General features: G+C 33.4%; 24 protein-coding genes. 7 read left to right on the forward strand and 17 right to left on the reverse strand.

Annotated elements, in window-relative coordinates; all coding sequences use genetic code 11:
* The first annotated feature begins 58 nt into the window (after positions 1-58).
* Positions 59-1,129 (forward strand): serine hydrolase domain-containing protein, encoded by a 1,071-nt coding sequence (locus DFQ02_RS08785; protein WP_116524050.1) that lies wholly within the window; start codon positions 59-61, stop codon positions 1,127-1,129.
* A gap of 20 nt (positions 1,130-1,149) precedes the next feature.
* On the opposite strand, the gene ftsY is transcribed toward DFQ02_RS08785, so the two are convergent.
* From ftsY to recR, 12 genes are all read right to left on the reverse strand, one after another.
* The gene (gene ftsY / locus DFQ02_RS08790; RefSeq protein ID WP_116524051.1) at positions 1,150-2,103 is read right to left on the reverse strand and encodes a signal recognition particle-docking protein FtsY; all 954 of its coding nucleotides are present in this window, start codon (positions 2,101-2,103) and stop codon (positions 1,150-1,152) included.
* Positions 2,104-2,399: 296 nt separating this feature from the next.
* Positions 2,400-2,552: a DUF4295 domain-containing protein gene (locus DFQ02_RS08795; RefSeq protein WP_116524052.1), complete on the reverse strand. Its 153-nt coding sequence runs from the start codon at positions 2,550-2,552 to the stop codon at positions 2,400-2,402.
* A gap of 7 nt (positions 2,553-2,559) precedes the next feature.
* The gene (gene rpmG, locus DFQ02_RS08800) at positions 2,560-2,742 is read right to left on the reverse strand and encodes a 50S ribosomal protein L33 (RefSeq protein WP_116524053.1); all 183 of its coding nucleotides are present in this window, start codon (positions 2,740-2,742) and stop codon (positions 2,560-2,562) included.
* A 28-nt stretch (positions 2,743-2,770) separates the two neighbouring features.
* Positions 2,771-3,007, reverse strand: coding sequence for a 50S ribosomal protein L28 (gene rpmB, locus DFQ02_RS08805; RefSeq protein ID WP_116524054.1), 237 nt, complete (start codon positions 3,005-3,007; stop codon positions 2,771-2,773).
* 80 nt (positions 3,008-3,087) lie between these two features.
* On the reverse strand, positions 3,088-4,338 hold the full coding sequence (locus DFQ02_RS08810; protein WP_116524055.1) for a competence/damage-inducible protein A: 1,251 nt from the start codon (positions 4,336-4,338) through the stop codon (positions 3,088-3,090).
* A 3-nt stretch (positions 4,339-4,341) separates the two neighbouring features.
* A complete protein-coding gene (locus DFQ02_RS08815) occupies positions 4,342-4,683 on the reverse strand; it encodes an Hpt domain-containing protein (RefSeq protein ID WP_116524056.1) in 342 nt (113 codons plus the stop codon).
* The gene (locus DFQ02_RS08820) at positions 4,683-5,294 is read right to left on the reverse strand and encodes a fumarylacetoacetate hydrolase family protein (protein WP_116524057.1); all 612 of its coding nucleotides are present in this window, start codon (positions 5,292-5,294) and stop codon (positions 4,683-4,685) included. Before DFQ02_RS08820 ends, DFQ02_RS08815 begins: the two co-directional genes overlap by 1 nt.
* 4 nt (positions 5,295-5,298) lie before the next feature.
* On the reverse strand, positions 5,299-6,075 hold the full coding sequence (locus DFQ02_RS08825) for a 3'-5' exonuclease (protein WP_116524058.1): 777 nt from the start codon (positions 6,073-6,075) through the stop codon (positions 5,299-5,301).
* Between the two features lie 92 nt (positions 6,076-6,167).
* Positions 6,168-7,487: a dihydrolipoamide acetyltransferase family protein gene (locus DFQ02_RS08830; protein WP_116524059.1), complete on the reverse strand. Its 1,320-nt coding sequence runs from the start codon at positions 7,485-7,487 to the stop codon at positions 6,168-6,170.
* Positions 7,488-7,597: 110 nt separating this feature from the next.
* The gene (locus DFQ02_RS08835) at positions 7,598-8,209 is read right to left on the reverse strand and encodes an HAD family hydrolase (protein WP_181896379.1); all 612 of its coding nucleotides are present in this window, start codon (positions 8,207-8,209) and stop codon (positions 7,598-7,600) included.
* A complete protein-coding gene (locus tag DFQ02_RS08840; RefSeq protein WP_181896380.1) occupies positions 8,184-8,726 on the reverse strand; it encodes a phosphoribosyltransferase family protein in 543 nt (180 codons plus the stop codon). Before DFQ02_RS08840 ends, DFQ02_RS08835 begins: the two co-directional genes overlap by 26 nt.
* 70 nt (positions 8,727-8,796) lie before the next feature.
* Positions 8,797-9,414: a recombination mediator RecR gene (gene recR, locus DFQ02_RS08845; RefSeq protein WP_116524062.1), complete on the reverse strand. Its 618-nt coding sequence runs from the start codon at positions 9,412-9,414 to the stop codon at positions 8,797-8,799.
* 122 nt (positions 9,415-9,536) lie between these two features.
* Here recR and DFQ02_RS08850 point away from each other — a divergent pair, with 122 nt between their 5' ends.
* The gene (locus DFQ02_RS08850; RefSeq protein ID WP_116524063.1) at positions 9,537-10,994 is read left to right on the forward strand and encodes a sodium:solute symporter; all 1,458 of its coding nucleotides are present in this window, start codon (positions 9,537-9,539) and stop codon (positions 10,992-10,994) included.
* Here DFQ02_RS08850 and DFQ02_RS08855 read toward each other — a convergent pair.
* Positions 10,971-11,333 (reverse strand): CoA-binding protein, encoded by a 363-nt coding sequence (locus tag DFQ02_RS08855; RefSeq protein ID WP_116524064.1) that lies wholly within the window; start codon positions 11,331-11,333, stop codon positions 10,971-10,973. The two genes, DFQ02_RS08850 and DFQ02_RS08855, sit on opposite strands and share 24 nt — an antisense overlap.
* Positions 11,334-11,457: 124 nt before the next feature.
* Between DFQ02_RS08855 and DFQ02_RS08860 the strand changes: the two genes are divergently transcribed.
* The gene (locus DFQ02_RS08860; protein WP_245940237.1) at positions 11,458-13,914 is read left to right on the forward strand and encodes an outer membrane beta-barrel family protein; all 2,457 of its coding nucleotides are present in this window, start codon (positions 11,458-11,460) and stop codon (positions 13,912-13,914) included.
* Between the two features lie 533 nt (positions 13,915-14,447).
* Here the strand turns inward: DFQ02_RS08860 and DFQ02_RS08865 are convergent.
* On the reverse strand, positions 14,448-15,455 hold the full coding sequence (locus tag DFQ02_RS08865) for a 3-oxoacyl-ACP synthase III family protein (RefSeq protein ID WP_116524066.1): 1,008 nt from the start codon (positions 15,453-15,455) through the stop codon (positions 14,448-14,450).
* 289 nt (positions 15,456-15,744) lie between these two features.
* Here DFQ02_RS08865 and htpG point away from each other — a divergent pair, with 289 nt between their 5' ends.
* The 4 genes from htpG (at position 15,745) to DFQ02_RS08885 (ending at position 20,031) form a co-directional block, all read left to right on the forward strand.
* Positions 15,745-17,655, forward strand: coding sequence for a molecular chaperone HtpG (gene htpG / locus DFQ02_RS08870; protein ID WP_116524067.1), 1,911 nt, complete (start codon positions 15,745-15,747; stop codon positions 17,653-17,655).
* Positions 17,656-17,786: 131 nt separating this feature from the next.
* Positions 17,787-18,245, forward strand: coding sequence for an FKBP-type peptidyl-prolyl cis-trans isomerase (locus tag DFQ02_RS08875; protein ID WP_116524068.1), 459 nt, complete (start codon positions 17,787-17,789; stop codon positions 18,243-18,245).
* Between the two features lie 287 nt (positions 18,246-18,532).
* Positions 18,533-19,687: an iron-containing alcohol dehydrogenase gene (locus DFQ02_RS08880; RefSeq protein WP_116524069.1), complete on the forward strand. Its 1,155-nt coding sequence runs from the start codon at positions 18,533-18,535 to the stop codon at positions 19,685-19,687.
* 209 nt (positions 19,688-19,896) lie between these two features.
* Complete coding sequence (locus tag DFQ02_RS08885; RefSeq protein ID WP_116524070.1) at positions 19,897-20,031, forward strand: 30S ribosomal protein THX; 135 nt, start codon at positions 19,897-19,899, stop codon at positions 20,029-20,031.
* Positions 20,032-20,280: 249 nt separating this feature from the next.
* On the opposite strand, the gene yaaA is transcribed toward DFQ02_RS08885, so the two are convergent.
* The 3 genes from yaaA to DFQ02_RS08900 form a co-directional block, all read right to left on the reverse strand.
* Positions 20,281-21,039, reverse strand: a complete 759-nt coding sequence (gene yaaA, locus DFQ02_RS08890) for a peroxide stress protein YaaA (protein ID WP_116524071.1) — start codon at positions 21,037-21,039, stop codon at positions 20,281-20,283.
* Positions 21,040-21,648: 609 nt separating this feature from the next.
* Positions 21,649-24,426, reverse strand: coding sequence for a bifunctional aconitate hydratase 2/2-methylisocitrate dehydratase (locus tag DFQ02_RS08895; protein ID WP_116524072.1), 2,778 nt, complete (start codon positions 24,424-24,426; stop codon positions 21,649-21,651).
* 205 nt (positions 24,427-24,631) lie between these two features.
* Positions 24,632-25,780 carry an acyltransferase family protein gene (locus tag DFQ02_RS08900; RefSeq protein WP_116524073.1) on the reverse strand — a complete coding sequence of 383 codons (1,149 nt, stop codon included), beginning with the start codon at positions 25,778-25,780 and terminating at the stop codon, positions 24,632-24,634.

The following is a 25,780-nucleotide window of genomic DNA, read 5'->3' on the forward strand; positions in this document are numbered from 1 at the left end:
GCATATTTTAAAGTTAAACCTTTAATATTTTGATGTGTCTTATTTAAAAATATTAATTATGAAGAGAAAGTTTCTTTCCTTAAGTTTAATAATCATAGTGATAGCTAATATTTTTTCACAAAGTGAAAACCAAGGAAGTTTATATTTTCCTCCGTTAAGTTCTGATAGTTGGGAGAAGATTGATATTAATAAAACTGGATGGAATATCTCATATCTACAACACTTAATGGATTATATTAAAGAAAAAAGCACAAAAGCCTTTATTATCTTGAAGGATGGAAAAATTGTTCTAGAATGGTATGATAGCGATACCAATGCGCAATCAAACCTACCTTGGTATTCTGCAGGTAAAACGTTAGTGGCTTTTACCGTTGGAATTGCCCAGGATGAAGGGCATTTAAACATAAACCACTCTTCAAGTATTCATCTAGGAACAGGCTGGTCTAATATGACTGAAATCCAAGAAAGTAAAATTACTGTGAAGCACCATATGACCATGACCACAGGATTAGATTATACGATTTTTAACAAAAACTGTACGGCTCCTCGCTGTTTAAATTTTAAATATAATCCTAGTGAGTTCTGGTATTACCACAATGCCGCATATACTAAAATACAAGCTATTGTAACAATAGCTGTAAACCAAAGTTTTGAGGATTATTTTAACAAAAAACTAAGAGATAAAATAGGCATGCAAGGAGAATGGAAACGCTTAGGTTTTGCTAAACCATACTACAGCAACGCTAGAAGTATGGCTAGATTTGGGCTATTAAACCTAAACAAAGGTTATTGGGGAGACACACCTATTCTGAAGGATTCTAAGTATTTTAGTGATATGACAAATACATCCCAAGATCTGAACAAAAGTTATGGATATTTGTGGTGGCTCAATGGCAAAGACAATTTTAAACTACCTGGGCTTACCAAAACTTTTAATGGTAAACTTATACCCAATGCTCCTGATGACCTCATTGCGGGTCTTGGTAAAAATGATCAAAAACTTTATGTGGTACCTAGTAAAAACCTCGTTATAGTTAGAATGGGAGACAAAGCTAAAAAAACAAGATTTGGACCAAGCAATTTTGATAATGAATTATGGGACAAACTAAATAAGTTTTTTGCTTTCTAATTCAAATAAAAAAGGTTTTTTTATCTAAAAAATGAATCTACAAACTCATACTTATTAAATACTTGCAAATCTTCAATGCCTTCACCAACTCCAATATATTTAACAGGGATTTTAAATTGGTCTGATATACCAATGACGACACCTCCCTTTGCTGTTCCATCAAGTTTAGTTACAGCCAATGATGTTACCTCAGTGGCCGCCGTAAATTGTTTGGCTTGTTCAAAGGCATTTTGACCAGTAGAACCATCTAAAACTAGTAACACATCATTTGGAGTATCAACTACAACTTTTTGCATGACACGTTTAACCTTTGTGAGCTCATTCATAAGATTCACTTTATTGTGTAAACGTCCCGCTGTATCAATAATAACAACATCTGCATCTTGAGTTACTGCACTTTGCAACGTATCAAAAGCTACAGAAGCAGGATCACTACCCATACTTTGCTTTACGATTGGAACCTCTACTCTGTCTGCCCAAACTTGAAGTTGATCTATTGCTGCTGCACGAAAAGTATCTGCTGCACCTAAAACTACCTTGAACCCTTGCTTTTTAAACTGATATGCTAATTTACCAATAGTAGTTGTTTTACCAACGCCGTTTACACCAACCACCATGATAACATATGGCTTTTTGTCTTTTGGTATTACAAACTCTGTGTCTTCACCAATGTTGGTTTCGCTCAGCAAGCCAGCTATTTCTTCACGAAGAATTTGATTTAATTCATCGGTTCCTAAATATTTATCCCTAGACACACGTTCTTCTATACGTTCAATGACCTTTAAAGTTGTGTTTACACCAACATCGCTGGTCACAAGTACTTCTTCTAAATTATCTAAAACCTCATCATCTACTTTTGATTTTCCAGCAACTGCCTTACTTAATTTACCAAAAAAACTAGTTTTAGACTTCTCTAAACCTTTATCTAAAGTTTCCTTTTTTTCGGAGGAAAATATTTTTTTAAAAAGACTCATTTGCTCTTTATACGTTGATTTTTTTTATATGTTAAGTAAAAACTAAACAATTATTCAATATTTGTTAAGGTTTAAAGTGCTTTCAGGAGTTCTCTTTAAAGAGCGACTAACATAAGCCTTAACCTATTGATAACCTGCCTGCCATTGAGCAATTAGACAGGTATCCTAATGTTTATAACAATTTCTTTACCATAATTCATTACTGATATTTTGGCAGAAACTGGTCAAATATAAACATAAAAAAACTGCTTTCTTAAAAAAAGAAAGCAGTTTGTAATATCTTGATATAAGTATGTTTACTTTTTGTTTAAGAAGTCGTTAACTTGTTCTGGAGCCATAATAGACTCCACAAACATGTAAGCTCCTGTTTTAGGGGACTTTACCATTTTAATGGCTTTAGTTAACCTTTTTGATCCTGTTTGTAACGATGCTACTGCCTTTTTTGCCATGACTCAATTATTTTATCTCTTTGTGAACTGTCATACGCTTAAGAATAGGATTGAACTTTTTAAGTTCCATTCTATCTGGCGTATTCTTTTTATTTTTTGTAGTAATATATCTTGAAGTTCCTGGTTCACCAGAAGCTTTGTGCTCTGTGCACTCTAAAATTACTTGAATTCTGTTACCTTTCTTTGCCATTTCTAAATATCTTTTTTAACGCAGCTCTTTATTTTAAAAAACCTTTAGTTTTTGCTTCCTTAATTGCAGCAGAAATACCTATTTTGTTAATAGTCTTTAATGCAGATGTTGATACCTTTAAAGTTACCCACTTATCTTCTTCTGGAATGTAAAAACGTTTCTTAACTAAGTTAGCGTTAAATTTGCGCTTAGTTCTGTTTAATGCATGAGACACGTTGTTACCAACCATTGCCTTCTTTCCTGTAAGTTCACAAACTCTTGACATTATATATAACTTTAAATTTTGTTGCTTAAAATCGAGGTGCAAATATACAAAATCTTTATATTATGACAATCTTATTATTATCAATTTTTAAAAATTTCTTTAAGCAACATTTCTAGAGCTTTATTAACGGCTTTATTCAACACTTTTATTCTGTGATTTCCTAAGTTGAATTTTTCTGAATACACCCCACTTTTACTAGCTATAGCAATGTATACAGTACCAACTTCGGCATCAGACTCTCCTTTGGTTGGTCCTGCATTTCCAGTGGTTGCAACCGCAAAATCTGAATTAAATAATTTTAAAGAATGGCTCGCCATGGCTTCTGCAACAGGTTTACTAACAACAGAATGTTTGTCAATAATTTCTTTTGAAACACCTAAGACAGTCATTTTTGACTCTGTGGAATAAGTCACTACACCCCCGTTGAAATATGCCGATGCTCCTGAATGTTTTGTAAATTGTTCTGCTAAGAGACCTCCGGTACAACTTTCAGCTATTGCAAGTGTTTTTCCTATTTTTGTGAGTTGTTTTGCTATGATTATTTCGGCAGAACCTTCTTCGTCCTCAAAACCAAAAAATTCGTTTTTGATTAACGGAATAACCTTTTCAATTTCAGTATCTACCCTTTCCTTGAGCATTCTTTCATCAAACCCCTTTGTTGATAAGCGTAACCTCATTTTACCTAAATTAGGCAAATAGGCCAACCGCATATCTTTTGGCAAGGCGTCTTCCCAAGCTTCTATTCTGGCGGCCAAAGCACTTTCTCCTAACCCATAAACCAACAAAGTTTTATGCATAATAAACGGACAATTATACTTCTCTTTTAATTTAGGAATGACATAGTATTCCATTAAGGTTGACATCTCATAAGGGACACCCGGAAGAGATACAAAGGTTTTATCATCTTTATCAAACCACATGCCTGGAGCGGTTCCCAACTTATTCATTAAGACTGTAGATTTTGATGGTACCAAAGATTGGTCTTTGTTTACTTGAAGTAATTTACCACCAACATAGCTTTTCCATAGATGTTCAATATTTTGCATTACCGAATCATCTCTAATTAATGTATCATTGAAATATTCTGCTATCGTTTTTTTAGTAATATCATCCTTAGTGGGACCTAAACCACCGGTTAAAATAATAATATCTGAATTGCTTTCAGCTTCTTTTAAAGCTTTAAGAATATGGTTTCTATCATCTTGAACTGAGGTTACTTGATATATAGAAACGCCTATTTTGTTGAGTTGTTTTGCTATAAATGCAGAATTGGTGTCAATTACCTGCCCGATTAAAAGTTCATCGCCAATGGTAATTATTTCTGCTTGCATCCATTACAAATTAAAATCCGACTTTATTTCTGCTAAGGCTTTTTCAACAGCATCTACCACAATAGCTAACTGTGGCGTAATATCCTCTCCCTTTTTAGTGAACTTACCCCAATCTTGAACCTCTATAAGTGTATCTAAAACCCCAAGCTCAAATAAATCTACTGTTGGCTTCATTTTATGTGCAGCTTGATAGGCTTCTTGGTAATCTTCGGCCGCTACTGCATTTTTTAATCGCTCTAAATCTGGTGCTACTTCTTCAAGAAACGCCTCAGCTAAAGTTGCAATGAAATCTGCATCGTTATCAGCCAATTCCTTTACTCTGAATAATTTGTAATGTTGTTCCATTATTTAACTGTTATTGAAAACATTTCCCTGTTTTCTATAAAACCCTTTAGTTTATCATTAGCAATTACTCTGCCAACCCCAGCCGGAGTGCCAGTAAATATAATATCTCCAATCTTTAAAGTGAAATATTTTGAGACATATTCTATGATTTCATCAATTTTCCATAACATGTGGCTGGTATTTCCTTTTTGAACAATATTTTCGTTCTTTTTTAAGGAAAATTCAATGGCATTAACATCCTCAAATTCATTTTTTGGTATCCATTTACCTACTACAGCAGAACCATCAAATGCTTTTGCCTTTTCCCATGGCAACCCTTTTGCCTTTAGTTTACTTTGTAAATCTCTGGCTGTAAAGTCTATTCCCAAACCAATTTCATCATAATATTTATGAGCAAATTTTTTATCAATGTACTTACCTATCTTATTTATTTTCACTAAAACCTCAACTTCATAATGAATATCATCTGAAAAATCTGGAATGAAAAAAGGTTGTTTTTTTAATAAAATAGCAGAGTCTGGTTTTTGAAAAATAACGGGTTCTAAAGGCCTCTCATTTTCCAATTCCTCAATATGCTCGGTATAATTTCTACCAATACAAATTAGCTTCATAAAACTATACCAATTTATTATTTAGACTACGCAATTTAATATTAGTCAATACTTTTTTAGTGTACAATGGAAAATCAGCATTTAAAACCCATCCAAAATACCCTGGTTCCTTTTCTAAAACCTCAGTTACCAATTTTCCTTTATGCTTACCAAATGAAAAACATTCTTCTCCCTTTTTGTTATACACAATAAAACCAGCAAAGTCTGCAAACTTTTTTCTTGAACTAAATTCCGCCAAAAACTTAGTGTTATTTTCTAATTCATCGTACTTTGCAATTTGGGCTTTTAAAACTTCATAGGTAGCATTGGTATCTGCCTCGGCACTATGCGCATCATCTAAATTTTTATCGCAATAAAACTTATAAGCAGCACTAAGTGTGCGCTGTTCCATTTTATGAAAAATGGTTTGAACATCAATGGCTTGACGGCTTTTCATATCAAAATCCACCTCAGCCCTTAGCATTTCTTCTGCCAATAAAGGAATATCAAATCGGTTGGAATTAAATCCTCCCAAATCTGAATCCTTAATCATATTATAAACCTCTTTTGCCAACTCCTTAAATGTAGGCTTATCTGCCACGTCTTCATCTGCTATACCATGAATAGCAGTTACTTCTTTTGGTATTGGAATTTCTGGATTTACACGCCATGTTTTTCGTTCTTCCTTTCCGTTAGGATACACTTTTAAGACCGAAATCTCTACAATTTTGTCGGTTGTTATATTCACACCAGTAGTTTCCAAATCGAAGAAACATATGGGTTTATTTAGATTGAGTTGCATAAATTGCCTTTATTTTAAGTAGTTAACTGCAAAAATAGAAAAACCTAACCATTTAAAATGATTAGGCCTTAGTTAACTATTTTTTTAAATATCTATATTTCTCTATGAACGTCCCAAGCCTCTAAATAATCTTTAACAGCCTTTACAAACATACCACCCAAAGCGCCATTAACCACACGGTGGTCATACGAATGTGATAGAAACATTTTGTAACGAATTCCAATAAAATCGCCTTCATTAGTTTCAATAACAGCGGGTACTTTTCTAATAGCACCTAAAGCCAAAATCCCTACTTGTGGCTGATTAATTATGGGAGTACCCATGATACTTCCAAAAGACCCTACGTTAGTAACAGTGTAAGTACCTCCTTGAATATCATCTGGACTTAACTGATTGTTTCTAGCTTTATTAGCTAAATTATTAACCTGTTTAGCCATACCTACCAAATTAAGTTGATCTGCATTTTTAATTACAGGCACAATTAAATTACCATCAGCTAAGGCCGTAGCCATACCTAAATGGATGTTCTTCTTTTTTATGATTTTGTCTCCCTGAACCGAAATATTAAGCAATGGATAATCGCGTAGTGCTTTTGCCACTACTTCCATAAAAATAGGTGTAAAGGTAAATTTCTCACCTTCACGTTTTTCAAAATTGTCTTTAACTTTATTACGCCAATTCCATATTCTAGTTACATCGGCTTCAATAAAACTTTGAACATGCGCCGATGTTTGAAGCGATTCTGTCATGTGGTGCGCAATGAGTTTACCCATACGAGTCATCTCAATGATTTCATCATCTCCATTAGAAACTGAGGGTTGACTATCAACTATGGGAGCTTCTATTTTATTTTGAACTGGAGCAACTATTTGCTTTACAACTTTTTGTTGTGTCTGTAACTTACTTCCTCTATTTTCAACGTAGTTCAAAATATCATTTTTGGTTACCCTACCATCTTTTCCAGTACCCGAAATAGCATCTAGTTCTTCTTGAGAAATCTCCTCTTGCTTTGCAATATTTTTAACTAATGGCGAGTAAAAACGATTCCCGCTTGATACCACAGGTGTCACTGTTTCTTTAGCAATAGTTATAGCTTCTTCCAATTGCTCAACAACGGTTTCCTCTACCTCAACCTGATTGGTTTCTGGGTCTTTACTTGGTTCATCATCACCTTCTGTTTCAATAATAGCAATAACCTGTCCTACTTGAACCACATCGTCAACATTAAAAAACCTTTCAACCAAAACGCCATCTACTTCACTTGGAACCTCACTATCAACCTTATCAGTAGCAATTTCAACCACAGGCTCATCCATTTCAATGGTTTCACCAACTTCTTTTAACCAAGATGTAATAGTTGCCTCTGCAACACTTTCGCCCATTTTTGGTAGCTTGAGTTCAAATTTTGCCATATTAATAACGTAAAAGTTCTTTTCTAGTTTGCGCTTGCAAAATTAACTAAAAAACAGGGATTTTTATTAATTATTCACATTAATCTAAGACAAACCTATATCTTATAAAGTCATTTCAAAACTTCAAACGAAATTTTATTTTGTTCCAAAAAGGACTTTGTTTCCTGATTTGGAGCCACTAAAATATTTCGCTTGGCATTTTTCATGAGTGGTAAATCATCTATATGATCCGTAACGAAAATATCAATCTCTTGAATACTTTCTCCGGATAAATAATTCATTACTGTATTTTTTTTGACTTCTTTAATATTCTCAAACTTCTGGTCAAAACCAGTCCTAGGAAAATTAGTAGCTAAACAAACATCAAACCCTTCATTCTTAGCAATAATATTTGCATACAAATTAGGTGCTCCGGTAGCCAGTATTTTAATATTAAAGAAATCTTTTAAAACAGAAATATCGTTTTTTTTTGCTTCTATTAGCTTTACAAATTCTATGAAATCTATATTCGTTTTAGACACCATTTTTAAAATGGAATACTTCATTTTAGCATGTGTAAAAACTTTTAACAGTCTTAGTAAAAGGATAAAGCTTAATTTTAAAACAAAAAATAGTTTACGCTTCTTTATACTATCTTGAAATAGAAACTTAATAAAATAATGAAACGTATTAATTGAAAATAGCGTTCCATCTAAATCAACTACTAAAACACTTTTTTTCAAAATCTTTTCCTTTATAATCTTTCGCCCAGGGAAATCTAACTAATTCTTCTTTGTACAAATAATAATCCGGTTTTATAATTGAGCCTGTAAGTGTCCAAGAAATAACAGCTATTTCTATACGAGTACCAGGAAAAATTTTACTCAAATTATTTTTAACAATAGACATAGTTTTCCCCGTGTCAATTGCATCATCAATAATCAAAATTTGTTCTACATTTATAATATTGGAAATTGAATCTACATTAATTTCACATTTTAATATTTCACTTAGATTTATTTTGTCTATAGACTCTTTTGCCTTTTTAGATTCAAAAACTCTTATTTTATTAAGGACTATGTAGGGTAAAACCTTTAAAAAAAACTTGATAATCTTGCTATTTTTAAATGGATTATCTCTTTGAAGTTTAACTGATTTAAAAATAACCGAGTCAATTTTACTTTCTTTTATCATTCGATTAACTACATAACCTCCTCCTTCTAGAATTCCAACCACTAAATCTGGCTTGTTTTTAATCATAGAAAACAATACTCCACATGATTCTTCAAATTTCTTTTGATTTAAGGTAACGACCTCCATGTTAACAAAACTACAATTTTAAGGAAGTTTCAAACGGAATTCTATTAACAATACTTCTTCCTAGAGTAATTTCATCGGCATATTCAAGTTCATCGCCAACAGAAATCCCTCTGGCAATGGTTGATGTAAAAACATTGTAATCTTGAATTTGCTTAAAAATATAAAAATTAGTAGTATCCCCCTCCATGGTTGAACTTAAAGCAAATATGAGTTCTTTAACTGTTCCTTCCCTTACTTTTTTAACTAGAGAATCAATATTCAAATCATGAGGACCAATACCATCCATTGGGGAAATTTTACCACCTAACACATGATACAAACCTTTAAATGAGCTTGTGTTTTCTATAGCCATAACATCACGAATATCCTCAACAACACAAACAATTTCTGTATTTCTGTTATGGCTTGAACAAATTTCACAAAGCTCATTATCACTTATATTATGACAAGATTTACAAAACTTCACCTCATTACGCATATGTTGTAAAGCGTTAGATAACACCAAGGTCTGCTCTTTTGGTTGGCGCAATAAATGCAATACCAAACGCAATGCAGTACGCTTTCCAATGCCTGGTAATTGTGACATTTCATTTACAGCTTGCTCAAGCAGTTTAGAAGAAAATTCCATGGTTGCGAATTTACAATATAATATTAATTTGTTTACATCTGTTTTTCTTCTTTTAGGTGAATTTGTTTTTACCCCAATAACTATCAGGATTAATTTGTATTTTGAAAACCAAATAAATTTTTATGAGCGCCACTCAAATTCTCCTTCTTGTAGCTACCTATTTCATTGTGTTGTTAGTAATTTCTTATTTTACAGGAAAAAACGATAATAATGATGATTTCTTCAAAGCTGGAAAGCAATCTCCCTGGTATGTGGTAGCTTTCGGGATGGTGGGAGCTTCTCTCTCTGGCGTTACTTTCATCTCTGTTCCTGGTTGGATTGAAGGGTCTCAGTTCAGTTATTTTCAAGTGGTTTTGGGTTATATGGTTGGTTATTTCATTGTTGCTTATGTTTTGCTTCCTATTTATTACAGATTGAACGTCATATCTATATACGAATATTTGCTTGAACGTTTTGGTGTGGTCAGCCATAAAACAGGTGCTTTTTTCTTTTTTATTTCAAGAGTTTTAGGTGCTTCTTTTAGATTATTTTTGGTTGCCATAGTACTGCAACAATTTGTGTTTAATGCTTGGAATGTTCCGTTTGAAATTACCGTAGTTATTTCCATTTTACTCATTTGGGTTTACACCAATAAAGGTGGTATTAAAACTATTGTTTGGACAGACACCCTGCAGACACTATTCATGATTTTGGCTGTAATTCTATCCATATATTTCATTAATAAAAGTTTAGATTGGAGCTTTGGAGAATTTCTTGCTTCTACCGAATTAAAGAGTTATAGTAAAGTATTCGTAACCGAAAACTTTTTAGAACGAAATCATTTTATAAAATCTTTTTTAGGTGGCATGTTCATTACCATTTGTATGACTGGTTTAGATCAAGACATGATGCAAAAAAACCTAACCTGCAAATCGTTGAAAGACGCACAAAAAAATATGATATCATTCAGTATAGTATTGGTTGTTGTCACGCTTTTATTTATGCTATTAGGAGCATTATTGTATATCTATGCCAATAAACACAATATTGCTATCCCACTAATGGACGGAAAACCAAAAACTGATTTATTATTTCCTGAAATAGCATTAAATAGTGGCTTAGGACTTACTTTAGCAATTACCTTTATGCTTGGTTTAATAGCTGCTGCTTACAGTAGTGCAGATAGCGCTTTAACCTCATTAACAACCTCGTTTTGTGTAGATTTTTTAAATATTGACAAAAAACCAAAAAATATACAAAAACGAATTAGAAAAAGCACACATATTGCCATGAGTATATTATTAGTCATAGTTATAATTATCTTTAAATATGTTCTCAACAGTAACATTATTGATAGTTTATTAACTGTAGCTGGATATACTTACGGGCCATTACTTGGCTTGTTTGCTTTCGGCATCTTTACAAACTATCAGATTAAAGACAAATATGTTTGGTTAGTGGCGTTATGTTCTGTAGTCTTAATTACAATAATTGGTTCTATTCCGGCAGAATATTTAGGAGGCTATGTTTTGGGTTATGAACTACTGCCTATTAATGGCTTGTTGACTTTTATTGGCTTAATACTGATTCGTAGAAAGTAATACCAACGTACAAGCTTCTTCAAAATAAATATTGTTTATTTCTAATATTTTATAAAGCTCAGGATTTTCAGTTCCCGGATTAAAAATAACGCGCTTAGGTTTTAAAGACACTATATAGTCATAATACTGCTTTTGTCTTTTAGGATTTAGATAAAGCGTAATGGTGTGAATATCATCATAATCCAATAAATCAGTATCAACTTCTAATTTAGAAATTATGCCTTTTTTCAACCCAAAAGCTACGGTTTCAATATTATTCGCTACCAACCTTTGTATGGCATAATTAGAATATCTATTAGGCTTTAAGGAAGCTCCGAGTACAAGTGTTTTCTTAGTCATTTGTTAAAATAGTGTTAAGTTTTAAAATTTCGGTAACATGAGCGTTTATCAAGCGTCTTAATCGTAACTAAATTAGTTCATCAATCAAAAAACAATCTAATCAATTATGAAAAATTTCTTTTTCATGTGTCTTTTACTTTTCTCAATTTTTGTAAATGCGCACAATGACCTCGAAAAAAATATTGAAAAAAACGGAACCATCTTTGGAATGGTTTTAGACGCTAAACTCAATCAACCCTTACCTTATGTAAATGTTGTGATTAAAAATAATCAAAATGAGATTATAACTGGCGGTATCACACAGGATGACGGATCTTTTAAGATTAACAAAATAGCAGAAGGGGACTTCATCATAAGTATACAATATATAGGATACAAAACTTACAGCGAAAAGATTAACATTAGTAAAGGTAATTACAGAATAAATATTGGTAATATTTATTTAGAAGAAGAAACCGAAAGTTTGGAAGCTGTAACCGTTACAGCTGAAGTCTCTACTATTCAACAGAAAGTAGATAGAAAAGTTATTACTGTAGGTAAAGATTTAACAACAGCTGGAGCTACGGCCAGCGATATTATGAATAACATACCCTCCATTAGTGTAGACCAACAATCTGGTAATATTAGTTTAAGAGGCAACGAAAATGTGCGAGTTATGGTTGATGGTAAATTGAGTAATGTTCCAGTTGCACAACTATTAAGACAAATCCCTTCTACTTCAATAAAATCAATAGAACTTATTACCAACCCTTCAGCAAAATACAACCCTGAAGGCATGAGTGGTATCATTAACATAAAGCTGCACAAAAACACACAGTTAGGCTTTAATGGGAACCTAAACCTAAGTTTGACTAAAGAGATATTTGCTAAGTTCAATAGTTCTATTGATATGAACTATCGTAACGGAAAATTTAATTTTTATGGTAATTATGGTAATAATATTGGAAAATACGACAATTTTGGTGGTATAGACAGACTAGATGACAATTCGCGTCAGGACTTCAAGTTTGGGAACAACAACAAATCTCACCTCTACAAATTTGGTGTAGATTTTTATATGGATGATAAAAATACTATTTCAGTTTTCACTAATCAAAATACTTTTGGAGGCGATGGTTTTGGCAATACTTTTATAACATATCCCAACTTATCTCAAAGACAATTATTTTCTAACAATAGTAAAAACACTTCAAGTCAGTATAATTTAGTTTACAAGCATGAATTTGCAGATGAGGATGAAACCCTTGATGTAGAGATAGACTACAATGATTTCATTAATGACGAAGATGCCCGTTTTGATTTTATCAATTTTAATTTCCCTCCTAACTATCTCGATTTTGTAGACACGCAACGAAATCAAACTACTGTTAACATAGATTATGTAAAACCACTAAGTAACGAATCAAAATTAGAATTAGGTTTCGAAGCCCGTTTGTTCAGTACCGATGTAGATTATACCTCAACAGGATTCAGTTTTTCTGAACAAGGCGCCATCATTCCAACACCTAATACAGATTTTGAATACAATAGAGATATTTACTCTGCTTATGCCACCTATAGTAAAAAAATTAACAAATGGAGCTACCAAATTGGAGCCAGAGTAGAATCGGTTACCGAGGATGCTGAAGCTCTGAGAATGTTCTCTGATGGCAGCGATGAAGAGATCCCTTTTGATAATAACTATTTTCAAGTATATCCATCGATCTTTCTAAGTTTTGAGGCTTCTGAAAAAAGCACCTATCAAATTAGTGCTAGCCGTAGAGTGGACAGACCAGGGTTGCAGCAGATAAATCCGATTAGGGAGTGGAGTACACCAAGGGTTTCATCATTCGGAAACACTAATCTACAACCCCAATTTACTAATTCTATTGAAGCGAATTATACCAGAAATTTGAATGGAGGCAGTATAACCGGAGGTGTGTTTTTTAGAATTATTGAAGATAACATTAATAGATTTGTTAGCATAGATAGAACCGATGTAACTTCCGGAAACGTTATTCTTTCATATGATAATTTTGACAACACCTCTGCTTATGGAATTGAAATATCTAGCAACTATCGCCCTACAAAATGGTGGAACATTAATGGAAGTTTTGATTTATACTCGCAGGAACAAACAGGTATTACTGAGTTTATTGACAATCCTAATATCCAAGATGCCACAATAGATGATATTAAATCTAGAAAAACTGTTGTAGATAATGTCATTTGGAATTTGAGAATGTTCAACAATTTTAAAGCCTCTGAAAAATTGAGTTTTTCACTTTTTGCAATGTATCGAGGCGAAGAAAAAGGTATTCAGTTTACCAGAAAACCCATGATAATGGTCAATACAGGTATGCGATACAGCTTTTTAGAAGATAATAGAGCTACTTTTAGCTTCAACTATAGCGATATTTTTAATAGTATGAAATTTGAGTTTGAAGGTGTTTCTCCGTTCCCAAGCCAAGGTGAGTTTAACTGGGAAAGCAACACCTGGAACCTTGCGCTATCTTACAGGTTTGGTGGTGGCAAATACAGGGCTCTAAAAAGAAAGCAACGCGATAACAACACAAAATCTGGTAGCGGAGGTTTTCTTTAAAAGTAATTTAATAACCTGCATAATTTTTGTTGGTTAGTGTTAAGTTAGGTTATTAAATAAAAGACCCCAGAGTTTAACAACCTTGGGGTTTTGTTTTAAAAACTTTAATCCCTATACAATAAATATAATAACTTATCGTTATTTGAAATATATACAATCTAGCCAAAGCGAAGAATAATTATTTAGAGTTAGTCGTCTTACACATTAAATTTCGTAATCAGATTAGTATATTTTCACAATAAAACTCGGAGCGTAATACTCCGAGTTTTCTCTGTAAAGTGTTAAAAAGCGTTAAATTATAAAATCCGTGCAATAAAGTGACGTTTTGTACGTCTAATAGATAAGATTCTTCACATTAGTGTTAGTTGGAGTTGATTAATAGCTGAAAAACCCAAAACTTAAAGTTTTGGGTTTTTATTTTACAATTGTCACCCTGAATTAATTTCAAGGTCTCCTTATATAATGCTTTTTACTTTTATTTTAAGATACTAAAACAAGTTAAGCATGACAGAAATACAATTAGTCATCTTAGTTTACCAATTAATAATAACACTACCCCAAGTAAAACCGCTACCAAAGGCAGCTAGAACTACAGTATCTCCCTCCTTAATTTTACCTTCTTCCCATGCTTCAGTTAAAGCAATCACAACCGAAGCAGCCGTAGTATTACCATATCTTTGAATATTATTATAAACCTGATCATCCCTTAAACCAAACTTCCTTTGAATAAATTGAGAGATTCTCAAATTTGCCTGATGCGGAATAAGCATATCAATATCTTCCTTCTTAAGATTATTCGTTTTTAGACCTTCTACAATAGCTTCACTAAATCTTACTACAGCATGCTTAAAAACAAAGGTTCCATTCATATAAGGGTAATACGATGTGTCATTAGGGTCATTATCTTCTAATATCTGTGGCACCCAATGCTTTATGCTAGGCCCTAGAACCGTTAATTCTTCGGCATACTTTCCTTCCGAATGTAAATGTGATGACAACACTCCTTTTGTATTATCTTCAATCCTACTCATAACTGCGGCGCCGGCGCCATCACCAAAAATAACAGTAACTCCTCTACCTCTAGTTGATTTTTCTAAACCGCCAGAGTGATATTCAGACCCAATAACCAGAATATTTTTATACATACCGGTTTTAATAAATTGATCCGCAACTGCCACGGCATACACAAAACCGGTGCACTGGTTTCTAATATCTAAAGCTCCAACTGTAGGCATATCTAGCATATCTTGAATTTGCACTCCACAGCCCGGGAAATAATAGTCTGGACTCAAGGTAGCAAACACTATAAAATCTATATCATCTTTGGTCAACCCCGATCTTTCAATGGCTATTCTAGCAGCCTTAGCCCCCATTACTGCGGATGTGTCGTCACTACCTTCCCTAATCCAGCGCCGCTCTTTTATTCCAGTACGTTCCTGTATCCACGCATCATTGGTATCCATCATTTTAGACAAATCATCATTTGTCACCACATTATCTGGTAAATACTTTCCAAGACCAATTATTCTAGAATTATACATAACGAATCGGTTTTTGTCATTCCCCTGAAGAAAGGAAACTTTATTTTAGTAATACAAAATACAATAACTACAAACAAATTCCAATTTCAAAACAACAATTCCCTAACATAGTTTATCCTTTTGCTCTATGGATATTTATCTTTTGTGTTTTACTTTTTCAACAAAAGTTGTGTCAGTTTGTCACTTTTTTGCTCTTGGTATTTTTTTTGTCTAAATGTTTCTCAAGAAATTAAACTTATAATTAATTACATTCCTGCCTTAGCGGGAATGGCAAATAAATTTATTTATCATGACAAAAGGAAGTATTAATGTATCGGTAGAGAATATCTTTCCTCTCATTAAAAAATTCTTATACAGTGACCACGAAATCTTTCTTCGTGAGCTCATTAGCAACGCTACAGATGCTACATTAAAACTAAAACACCTTACGAATATAGGTGAAGCCAAAGTAGAATATGGCAATCCTCAGATTGAAGTTAAAATTGATAAGGATACCAAAAAGCTTCATGTTATTGATCAAGGTTTGGGTATGACAGCCGAAGAAGTTGAAAAGTACATCAATCAAGTGGCTTTTTCTGGTGCTGAAGAGTTTTTAGATAAATACAAAGATTCTGCGAAAGATTCCGGTATTATTGGGCACTTTGGTCTTGGATTTTATTCTGCTTTTATGGTAGCCAAAAAGGTGGAAATAATTACCAAGTCTTATAAAGATGAACCTGCAGCACATTGGATTTGTGATGGCTCTCCAGAGTTTACAATAGAACCACATGATAAAACCGAGAGAGGTACTGAAATTATTCTTCATATTGCAGATGATGAAAAAGAATTCTTGGAAGAAGGAAGAATTAGAGAACTTTTAACCAAGTATAACAAGTTTATGCCTGTGCCAATTAAGTTTGGTACGAAGGAGATTAATGACCCTGAGCATGAACCTAAAACTATTACCGATAAAGACGGTAAAGAAACCAAAGAACCTTATAGAAAGATTACAGTTGATGATATTGTCAATAATCCTAATCCAGCATGGACAAAACAACCTGCCGATTTAAAAGATGAAGATTACAACAACTTCTACCGCGAATTGTATCCAATGCAGTTTGAAGAACCGCTATTCAATATTCACTTAAATGTTGATTATCCGTTCAACCTAACGGGAATTTTGTACTTCCCAAAAATGACGAACGACTTAAACATTCAAAAAGATAGAATTCAGTTATACCAAAACCAGGTTTTTGTAACAGACAATGTTGAAGGTATTGTACCAGAATTCCTGACCATGCTTCGAGGTGTGATTGATTCTCCAGATATTCCGTTAAACGTTTCTCGTTCTTATTTACAAGCCGATGGTGCGGTTAAAAAGATTTCATCTTACATCACTAGAAAGGTAGCAGATAAGTTAAAATCACTCTTCAATAATAATCGTGAAGATTTTGAAGCTAAATGGAACGACATTAAAGTTGTAATTGAATACGGAATGCTTTCTGAAGAAAAGTTCTTTGAAAAAGCAGAGGCTTTTGCCTTATACCCTACCGTTGATGGTAAATATTATACATACGAAGAATTATATAACAAGATAAAAGCAAACCAAACTGATAAAGATGACAAACTAGTGATTCTTTATGCAGCTGATAAAGATGCTCAACACAGCTATATTGAAGCTGCCAAGGCTAAAGGTTATGAAGTATTATTGTTAGATTCTCCAATTGTATCTCATCTAATTCAAAAATTAGAAACAACTAAAGAGAAAGTCTCTTTTGCTCGTGTAGACGGAGATCATATTGATAACTTAATTAAAAAAGAAGACACAACCATTTCTAAATTAGATGATGACCAAAAGAAATCTTTAGATGAATTATTAAAAGAAGTGATTCCTTCAGAAAAATTCATGGTTCAGTTAGAGGCAATGGATAGTGAAGCTTCCCCTTTTATCATTACGCAACCAGAATTTATGCGTAGGATGAAAGAAATGCAAGCTACTGGAGGTGGTGGCATGTTTGGTATGGGTAATATGCCAGAAATGTACAACCTTGTTGTAAATACCAATCACGAATTGGTAAGCGAAATCTTGAATACCAAAACACGTAAAAAACAAGAACGTTTAATTAACCAAAGTTTAGACTTAGCACGTTTATCTCAAGGTTTACTTAAAGGCGAAGAACTAACAAACTTCATTAAACGTAGTTATGATATGATTAAGTAGAGGTTTTTTGTCATGCTGAACTGGTGTCAGCACCTCATCTTACATAAATCTAAAACCACTTTGTTAAATCAAAGTGGTTTTTTTGATAATACTACACTCTAAATTATATTTGCATTCTTAAAAAAATTTCTATGAAAAAATTAATTCTGACTTTTAGCTTAGTCCTTTTTCTTTCATGTACTTCAAACAACGATAATACCCCAAAAGATTATCGTGCGGAAAACGATAAAGAAATTCAAGATTATATAACAGCAAACAACTTAAACGCCCAAAGTAGTACCTCTGGTTTGTATTATGTCCTTAATGAACAAGGAACAGGCACACAGCCCACATTTACAGATAATGTTACCGTAGCATATAAAGGCTATTTTACAAACGGTACTGTTTTTGACGAAAGTGATGCCTCAGGTATTTCATTTAATTTACAACAAGTCATAGCAGGTTGGACAGAGGGAATCACCTATTTTAAAGAAGGTGGTAGTGGTATCCTATTAATTCCATCACACTTAGCCTACGGTAGTTTTGGTAACGGAAGTATTCCCGGTGGTGCCGTACTAATTTTTGATATTAATTTAATTTCTGTAGACTAATAAACTGATACTACATAAACAACTAAAAGCAACCACTTTGTTAAATCAAGGTGGTTTTTTTATTAATCTATTTTTTTAACAAATTCTTTAGCATTTCAATCATATTTATCACAAAACATTAACAAGAACAAACATTATATTGCCGCATTAAAAAAAGATGCTAATACTATAAAAACTAAAAGTACTTAATGTTTTGGGTTAAGTGATAAAAATCATAAAATAAGAATTCAACTTTTAAGTCATTTGTGCTGTAAATAAATTTTAATAATCTTATAACACGCATAGAAATGACACAAAGTAAAAGAATATATCTACCTCCATTAAGTTTAATAGGTCCAGGTGCACTAGAGGATTTAGCAGAAGAATTAAAAACACTTCCTTACAAAAAGGCTCTTTTTGTTACAGATAACGTTTTGGTCAAAATAGGTATTGTAGAGAAAGTACTTGATATTATAAAATCTTCAAATATTGAAATTGTTTTATTTGACGATGTACAACCAAATCCTACTGTTAAAAATGTTGATGATGGTTTAAAATTACTAAAAGATAATTCATGTGATTTTATTTTAACACTTGGAGGCGGCTCACCACAAGATTGCGGTAAAGCTATTGGTATTCTTGCCACCAATGGAGGAAACATTGCAGATTATGAAGGTATCCATGTATCTAAAAATACTTCTTTGCCCATTATTGCTATAAATACCACTGCAGGAACGGCAAGCGAAGTAACCATTAATTATGTGATTACTGATGAAAAACGCCATATAAAAATGGTTATGGTAGACAAAAACTGTTTAGTGTCAATTGCTGTAAATGACCCTAAATTGATGATAGGTAAACCAGCAGCTTTAACTGCTGCTACTGGTATGGATGCACTAACACATGCCATTGAAACTTATGTAACCAAAGGTGCTTTTGGATGGTCTGATGCCTTGGCTCTAGAGGCTATAAAATTAATCTCACAAAGTTTAGAAAAAGCTGTTGTTGATGGTAATGATCTTGAAGCACGAAATAAAATGGCCTGGGGACAATTTATTGCAGGTCAAGCATTTTCAAATGCTGGACTAGGTTATGTGCACTCAATGGCGCATCAATTAGGTGGCATGTACGACCTACCTCATGGTGTTGCCAATGCTATTTTATTACCACATGTAGAGCAGTTTAATATTCCTGGCTGTGCAAATAAACTAAAATGTGTAGCTAAAGCCATGGGAGTTCAAGTATCAGGAATGAGTGATACAGAAGGCGCCAATGCAGCTATTGAAGCTATTAAAACCCTATCAAAATCTGTTGGTATTCCATCTGGTTTACGAGAGCTGGGTGTGAAAGAAGAAGATTTTGAAGAAATGGCTAAAAATGCTCTAGCCGACGTTTGTACTGGCGGAAATCCAAGAGAGGTAACATTAGAAGACACTATTAGTATATACAAAGCTGCTATGTAAATTCCCACTAACTATATATAATAGCAATTCCGGTTCAACCCTCTAACTTAATGGGGGTTTGCCGGAATTATTTTTTGTTTTAATACAAAACCAATCTCTTAACCTTGTCATGTAAATATATTTTTATTATCTTATTGTTCAATGTAAAACTATATGAATTGTACTTATACAGTACTCTTTACTAAGTTACTTGAAAAATAATTTAATTTATGGGGAAAGGCGATAAAAAAACTAAACGAGGAAAAATTAACCGGGGTACATTTGGAGTAAGACGTCCAAGAGTTAAAAAGAAGCTTTCAGTAGAAACTAAAATAGATATTAGCACTAAAGTCAATCCTAAATGATTACAGAGTTACCAACAATTTTTCAACTTCTGAGATCGTATTCCTGTAAAATAGATAATAGAACTAATCATAGGAAGTAACAAAATCAACAATATCCAGCAGTAAGCTATTCTATATCTAATATAACGTGGTAAATGGAAAACCCCTGTAAGGCAATAATTAGATAATAAAACATTAAAACAACTCTTTTAAAATGGATTCCTGTCTACACATGAACTGCGCTCAGTGTGACACGCTGGAATGACAGAACTAACGTATAAAAACCAAATTGGTATCAGAAGACATCTTTTCACTGAATCCGTAACCTTCATAATTAAAGCCTTTTATATCATCTAAAGTATTGGCATTGGTATCAATAATATAGCGTGCCATCATACCACGTGCTGCCTTAGCAAAAAACGAAATCATTTTATATTCTCCGTTTTTAAAGTCTTTGAAATTAGCCGTCACCACAGGTACTTTTAAAGCTTTGGCATCAATAGCTTTAAAGTATTCATTACTCGCAAGGTTTAGAAATAGTTCATCATCTTCTAACTCGTCATTTAAGGCAGATGTAATGTTTTTTTTCCAGAACTCATAGAGGTTTTTATTTTTCCCTACGGGAAATTTAGTTCCCATTTCCAACCGGTAAGGCTGTATTAGATCGGTTGGTTTTAAAATGCCGTATAAGCCTGAAATGATTCTAACCGTATCTTGCAATTTCTCTAATTTATCCTGTGTAATGGTATAAGCATCCAATCCTCTATAAACATCACCGCTAAAGGCATACACCGCAGGTCTTGAGTTTTCTGGAGTAAACGGTAAGGTCCACTCTTGATTTCGCTCATAATTTAATTGCCCCAAAGCATCTGAAATACTCATAAGTTTAGATAAACTTTTGGCAGATTTCTTTTTAAGCAGCTTATTTAATAGTTCGGCTTGTTTTAAAAAACAGGCTTCGGTATTTAAAGTGGTTGGCAATTCACTTTCAAAATCTAATGACTTGGCAGGTGATAAAACTAATTTCATATACAATATGGTTTATGACCCAAATTTACAATTAGTAAACAACTTTTAAAAATGTTAAAAACAGGAATTACTCACTTGATTCTGTAAGAATTTTTTAACTACCTTCGTTTAACGTCGAATATAAGTCATTAAAATGACACATATTCTTGAGATGATAGCACATTCGCCAAAGGCGAACTTTAATCTGCGCTGCTTCATAGACAATGCACCTTAAATTAAATGTGCTCCATCTCAGGGTTAAACTAAACTCTCCAAAAATCCAAAAGGTTAGAATTTAAAACTTCAATAGCAAGCACGCGTGTTAGGGATTGAACGGTATGATTGAAATCCTTTTTAAAACTGGCAAGGAGCATTGTTACTAGGACAGAAATAAAATTCTATAGATTGCCACAGTCGTACCTACTTCGCAATGGCGTTTTAAAAAGATTGCTTAGTGAAAGCCCGACCCGACCAAAGTAGGGAACGCCCAACTACTCAAAATGAGATATTGAAATACTGAAACAAGTTCAGCACAAGTAAATTCAGCATGACAAAATACAGAAAAGCCCAAGTATAAAACTCAGGCTTTTTATTATAGATTCCCGCTTTTTCGGGAATTACAAATTTAAATTATATAACCAACTCTTTTTGAGATGGTTTAAACTTGGTTAAAACAATGCCATCTACAGCTGCCTCGTACTCTTCCATAGTAGGGGTTCTTCCTAAAATGGTTGATAGCACCACTACAGGTGTTGATGATAATAACGATTCTCCCTTTTTCTCACCAGAATCCTTAACCACACGCCCTTGAAATAAACGCGTTGATGTTGCCATAACCGTATCACCTGGTTCAGCCTTTTCTTGATTACCCATACATAGGTTGCATCCAGGGCGCTCTAGGTATAACATGTTTTCATACTTTGTACGCGCCAGTCCTTTTGGTGCGCTATCGTCAAATTCAAATCCTGAATATTTTTGCAATACTTCCCAATCACCTTCTGCTTTTAATTCATCTACAATATTATAGGTTGGAGGCGCCACCACCAATGGCGCTTTAAATTCTACTTTACCGTGTTGAGCCTCTATGTTCTTTAACATTTGGGCTAATATTTTCATATCACCCTTATGAACCATACAAGAACCAACAAAGCCTAAATCTACTTGTTTAGTCCCTCCGTAATATGATAACGGACGGATGGTATCATGTGTATAACGTCTTGATGGGTCTTCATTATTTACATCTGGATCTGCAATCATTGGTTCTGCTATTTCATCCAAATCTATAGTAACCTCAGCGTAATACTTAGCATTAGCATCTGGTTTTAATGCTGGTTTAATACCCGTTTTAAGTTCTGTTATTCTAGAATTAGCTTTATCAATTAATCCTTTGAGGACTTGCTTATCGTTATCCATTCCTTTATCAATCATGATTTGGATACGATTTCTGGCAATTTCTAAAGATTCAATTAAAGTGTCATCTTCTGAAATACAAATAGAAGCTTTGGCTTTCATTTCTGCAGTCCAATCTGTAAATGTAAACGCTTGGTCTGATGTTAAAGTGCCAATGTGCACTTCAATTACACGACCTTGGAACACGTTTTCACCACCAAATTGTTTTAACATTTGTTGTTGTGTTGCGTGCACCACATCTCGGAAATCCATATAACTTCTCATATTACCTTTAAAGGTAACCTTAACCGATTCTGGAATTGGCATGGTAGCCTCACCCGTAGCTAAAGCTAAAGCTACTGTACCCGAATCTGCTCCAAAGGCCACACCTTTGGACATACGTGTATGTGAATCTCCACCAATAATGATATCCCAATCATCAACTGTAATGTCATTTAATACCTTATGAATTACATCGGTCATGGCATGGTATTTTCCTTTTGGATCACGACCTGTTATTAAACCAAAATCATTCATAAACTTCATTAGTTTAGGAATGTTAGCTTTAGACTTATCATCCCAAACCGAAGCGGTGTGACAACCAGATTGGTAACCAGCATCTACAATTGGAGAAATAACAGTAGCTGCCATCATCTCTAACTCCTGAGAGGTCATTAATCCAGTAGTATCTTGAGATCCTACTATGTTAACTTCTACACGAACGTTAGAACCCGTGTGCAAGGTCTTTCCTGGAGTAGTTCCAACAGCATTTTTATTAAAAATCTTTTCAACAGCCGTTAAACCTTGCCCTTCTATTGATATTTCTTTTGATGGCGCATATACTTGCGGTACCTCAATACCTAGAACATTACAAGCAAAAGTTTGCAGTTTTTTACCAAAAACCACCGCATATGAGCCTCCTGCTTTTATAAACTCCATTTTTTGTGGGGTCAGTGCTGCTGAAATATCTTTTAATTCTTTATCACCGTTATAAAGTTTCTTTTCTTTTGTATTGATTGTTAAAACAGTACCTGTTTCAACGGAATATACTTGCTCTAAAACGGGCTCACCATCTGCATCATAAACAGTATTACCTTCAGCATCTTTCTTAGTTACCCAGTTTTTTAAATCGATTCCTATGCCTCCCGTAACACCTACAGTTGTTAAGAAGATTGGCGCAATACCATTGGTGCCTGCAATTACAGGCGCAATATTAATAAATGGCACATACGGACTCGATGGTATTCCTGTCCATAAGGCAACGTTATTTACACCAGACATTCTTGAAGACCCCACACCCATAGTTCCTTTTTCGGCTATGAGCATCACGCGTTTATCTGGGTGTTGTGCTTTAAGCTCTAAAAGTTCTTTTTGCATGTCTTTATTATGCTCAAAAATGCACTGCCCATGCAACTCTCTATCAGATCTTGAGTGAGCATCGGCTCCAGGTGATAACAAATCAGTTGAAATATCTCCAACACCAGCAATGAAAGTAACTACTTTTATTTCTTCCTCAACCTCAGGAAGTTTTGTGAAAAATTCTGCCTGGGCGTAACTTTCAATAATATCTTTGGCTATAGCATTTCCTGCCTTAAAGGCTTCCTCCAAACGATCAGTATCTGCTTCATATAAAAACACTTGTGTCTTTAAAACTTTGGCAGCTTCCTCGGCTATAGCTACATCATTTCCTAAAGCTAAATCTAATAATACCTCAATTGAAGGCCCTCCTTTCATGTGAGACAACTGCTCAAATGCAAAAGCTGGTGTGATTTCATCTACAATCGACTCACCAAGGATAACCTCTTTTAAAAATTTTGCTTTAACACCCGCAGCACTAGTAGTACCTGGCAACGTGTTGTAAATAAAAAAATTTAGAGAATCTTCTCTGTTTGGACTATTTAAATCTTTAATTTGAGTGATAATCTCGCTTGTTAATTCAGCACCATCAATTGGCTTAGGATGCAATCCCTGAGCTTTTCTTTCCTGAATCTCCTTAATATAATTGTTATATGTCTGCATAAAAAATGAAGTGTTTCAATAATTTTATTGACTTAAAAATAAAAGTATTTTTTAAAGCGACGCAAAATACGAAATAAATGCAAAGATTTAAAACTAAAAATTAGTTAAGAATACGTATTTATACTTAATTATTATTGTGACATTTTAAAATAAAATGATTGCTTTTTTTAACAGTAAAATTGAATTAAACTGATGATTTATTAGACTAACAATTAAAATATTTTACAATAAATCTGGAATCTCTTAAATTGGTGATGGGTTTTTCAAAATAGATGTATACCGTTCTGGATAACGTGTAAGTTAACAGAACATAAATGATTGAGCAGATAAGACGTTCTATGAAGCTAAAGGTTTCAAAGTTAAAATAAAGCCGTATCACATATAGTATAAAAGTGTAGTGTAGTAAATACATTGCATAAGAATATAAACTTACTCCCTTAACTAGGCTTGCAATCCTTCTATCTGGTTTCCTTAAAAAATAAAAGTAGGGAAACATCAAACATATTCCCATGGAGTTTAGAGGTAAATAGAGTACATTCCAATAAAAAGGATACTCTTGAATGTTTACACCCATAAGAGGTATTAAAACTATGACTAAAAAACAAAGGCTCACTCCAACCACTAAAAGTCTACCTTTATTCTGAAAAAATATATTTTTATATCTATTGAATGTATAAACCAACACAAAACCGTAAAAAATAGCATCCATCCTATAAATTACAATAGCCTTTAAATTTGAATTCCACAATTTCAATGATTGAGATTCTAGTTGAGTTGAGACATAATAACTAATTTTGGTGGCGAAAAAAAATAACACCAAAAATATGGATGTGTATAAAAATATCGTTTCTTTCTTTTTAATTATTCTACCCAATAACATAAAGAAAAGATATATACAAATTGGAGCTAATATATAGGCATACTCCTCCACAGACAAACTCCAAGACTCAGGAAAAAAAGGAATATGATGCTTAGCAAAATTCTGCAAAAAGAAGAAGTACTTCCAAAGGTCTTGAGGTAAACTTAAACCTATAATCAAAGCAACAGTGATATTAACTAGCAACATCAAAAAATATAATGGCAAGGTTCTAAACCATCGTCTTAACCAAAAATGCAGCATTGCCTTTTTTGTGAAATTCCCATTTTTGAATAACCTTAAAAGTATTCCTCCAATTAAAAACCCACTTAATACAAAAAATATTTCTACTCCTTGAACTCCTAGAATCTGCATTGCTTGGGTCATTAAATTATCATATCCTTGAAAAATGTATAGTGTATGTGAAAAGATTACCATGGTAATAGCTATGGCTCGTATTAAGTCTAAACCGTATATCCTAGTTTTCTCTGCTTTCAA

It is taken from the genome of Seonamhaeicola aphaedonensis (genome assembly GCF_003386195.1).
Lineage (GTDB): Bacteria > Bacteroidota > Bacteroidia > Flavobacteriales > Flavobacteriaceae > Seonamhaeicola > Seonamhaeicola aphaedonensis.

What these genes read in the sequence shown, in the direction of transcription:
- DFQ02_RS08785 (WP_116524050.1), top strand. Translation starts at nt 59, where the DNA reads ATGAAGAGAAAGTTTCTTTCCTTAAGTTTAATAATCATAGTGATAGCT.
- ftsY (WP_116524051.1), bottom strand. Translation starts at nt 2,103, where the DNA reads ATGAGTCTTTTTAAAAAAATATTTTCCTCCGAAAAAAAGGAAACTTTA.
- DFQ02_RS08795 (WP_116524052.1), bottom strand. Translation starts at nt 2,552, where the DNA reads ATGGCAAAAAAGGCAGTAGCATCGTTACAAACAGGATCAAAAAGGTTA.
- rpmG (WP_116524053.1), bottom strand. Translation starts at nt 2,742, where the DNA reads ATGGCAAAGAAAGGTAACAGAATTCAAGTAATTTTAGAGTGCACAGAG.
- rpmB (WP_116524054.1), bottom strand. Translation starts at nt 3,007, where the DNA reads ATGTCAAGAGTTTGTGAACTTACAGGAAAGAAGGCAATGGTTGGTAAC.
- DFQ02_RS08810 (WP_116524055.1), bottom strand. Translation starts at nt 4,338, where the DNA reads ATGCAAGCAGAAATAATTACCATTGGCGATGAACTTTTAATCGGGCAG.
- DFQ02_RS08815 (WP_116524056.1), bottom strand. Translation starts at nt 4,683, where the DNA reads ATGGAACAACATTACAAATTATTCAGAGTAAAGGAATTGGCTGATAAC.
- DFQ02_RS08820 (WP_116524057.1), bottom strand. Translation starts at nt 5,294, where the DNA reads ATGAAGCTAATTTGTATTGGTAGAAATTATACCGAGCATATTGAGGAA.
- DFQ02_RS08825 (WP_116524058.1), bottom strand. Translation starts at nt 6,075, where the DNA reads ATGCAACTCAATCTAAATAAACCCATATGTTTCTTCGATTTGGAAACT.
- DFQ02_RS08830 (WP_116524059.1), bottom strand. Translation starts at nt 7,487, where the DNA reads ATGGCAAAATTTGAACTCAAGCTACCAAAAATGGGCGAAAGTGTTGCA.
- DFQ02_RS08840 (WP_181896380.1), bottom strand. Translation starts at nt 8,726, where the DNA reads ATGATTAAAAACAAGCCAGATTTAGTGGTTGGAATTCTAGAAGGAGGA.
- recR (WP_116524062.1), bottom strand. Translation starts at nt 9,414, where the DNA reads ATGGAATTTTCTTCTAAACTGCTTGAGCAAGCTGTAAATGAAATGTCA.
- DFQ02_RS08850 (WP_116524063.1), top strand. Translation starts at nt 9,537, where the DNA reads ATGAGCGCCACTCAAATTCTCCTTCTTGTAGCTACCTATTTCATTGTG.
- DFQ02_RS08855 (WP_116524064.1), bottom strand. Translation starts at nt 11,333, where the DNA reads ATGACTAAGAAAACACTTGTACTCGGAGCTTCCTTAAAGCCTAATAGA.
- DFQ02_RS08860 (WP_245940237.1), top strand. Translation starts at nt 11,458, where the DNA reads ATGTGTCTTTTACTTTTCTCAATTTTTGTAAATGCGCACAATGACCTC.
- DFQ02_RS08865 (WP_116524066.1), bottom strand. Translation starts at nt 15,455, where the DNA reads ATGTATAATTCTAGAATAATTGGTCTTGGAAAGTATTTACCAGATAAT.
- htpG (WP_116524067.1), top strand. Translation starts at nt 15,745, where the DNA reads ATGACAAAAGGAAGTATTAATGTATCGGTAGAGAATATCTTTCCTCTC.
- DFQ02_RS08875 (WP_116524068.1), top strand. Translation starts at nt 17,787, where the DNA reads ATGAAAAAATTAATTCTGACTTTTAGCTTAGTCCTTTTTCTTTCATGT.
- DFQ02_RS08880 (WP_116524069.1), top strand. Translation starts at nt 18,533, where the DNA reads ATGACACAAAGTAAAAGAATATATCTACCTCCATTAAGTTTAATAGGT.
- DFQ02_RS08885 (WP_116524070.1), top strand. Translation starts at nt 19,897, where the DNA reads ATGGGGAAAGGCGATAAAAAAACTAAACGAGGAAAAATTAACCGGGGT.
- yaaA (WP_116524071.1), bottom strand. Translation starts at nt 21,039, where the DNA reads ATGAAATTAGTTTTATCACCTGCCAAGTCATTAGATTTTGAAAGTGAA.
- DFQ02_RS08895 (WP_116524072.1), bottom strand. Translation starts at nt 24,426, where the DNA reads ATGCAGACATATAACAATTATATTAAGGAGATTCAGGAAAGAAAAGCT.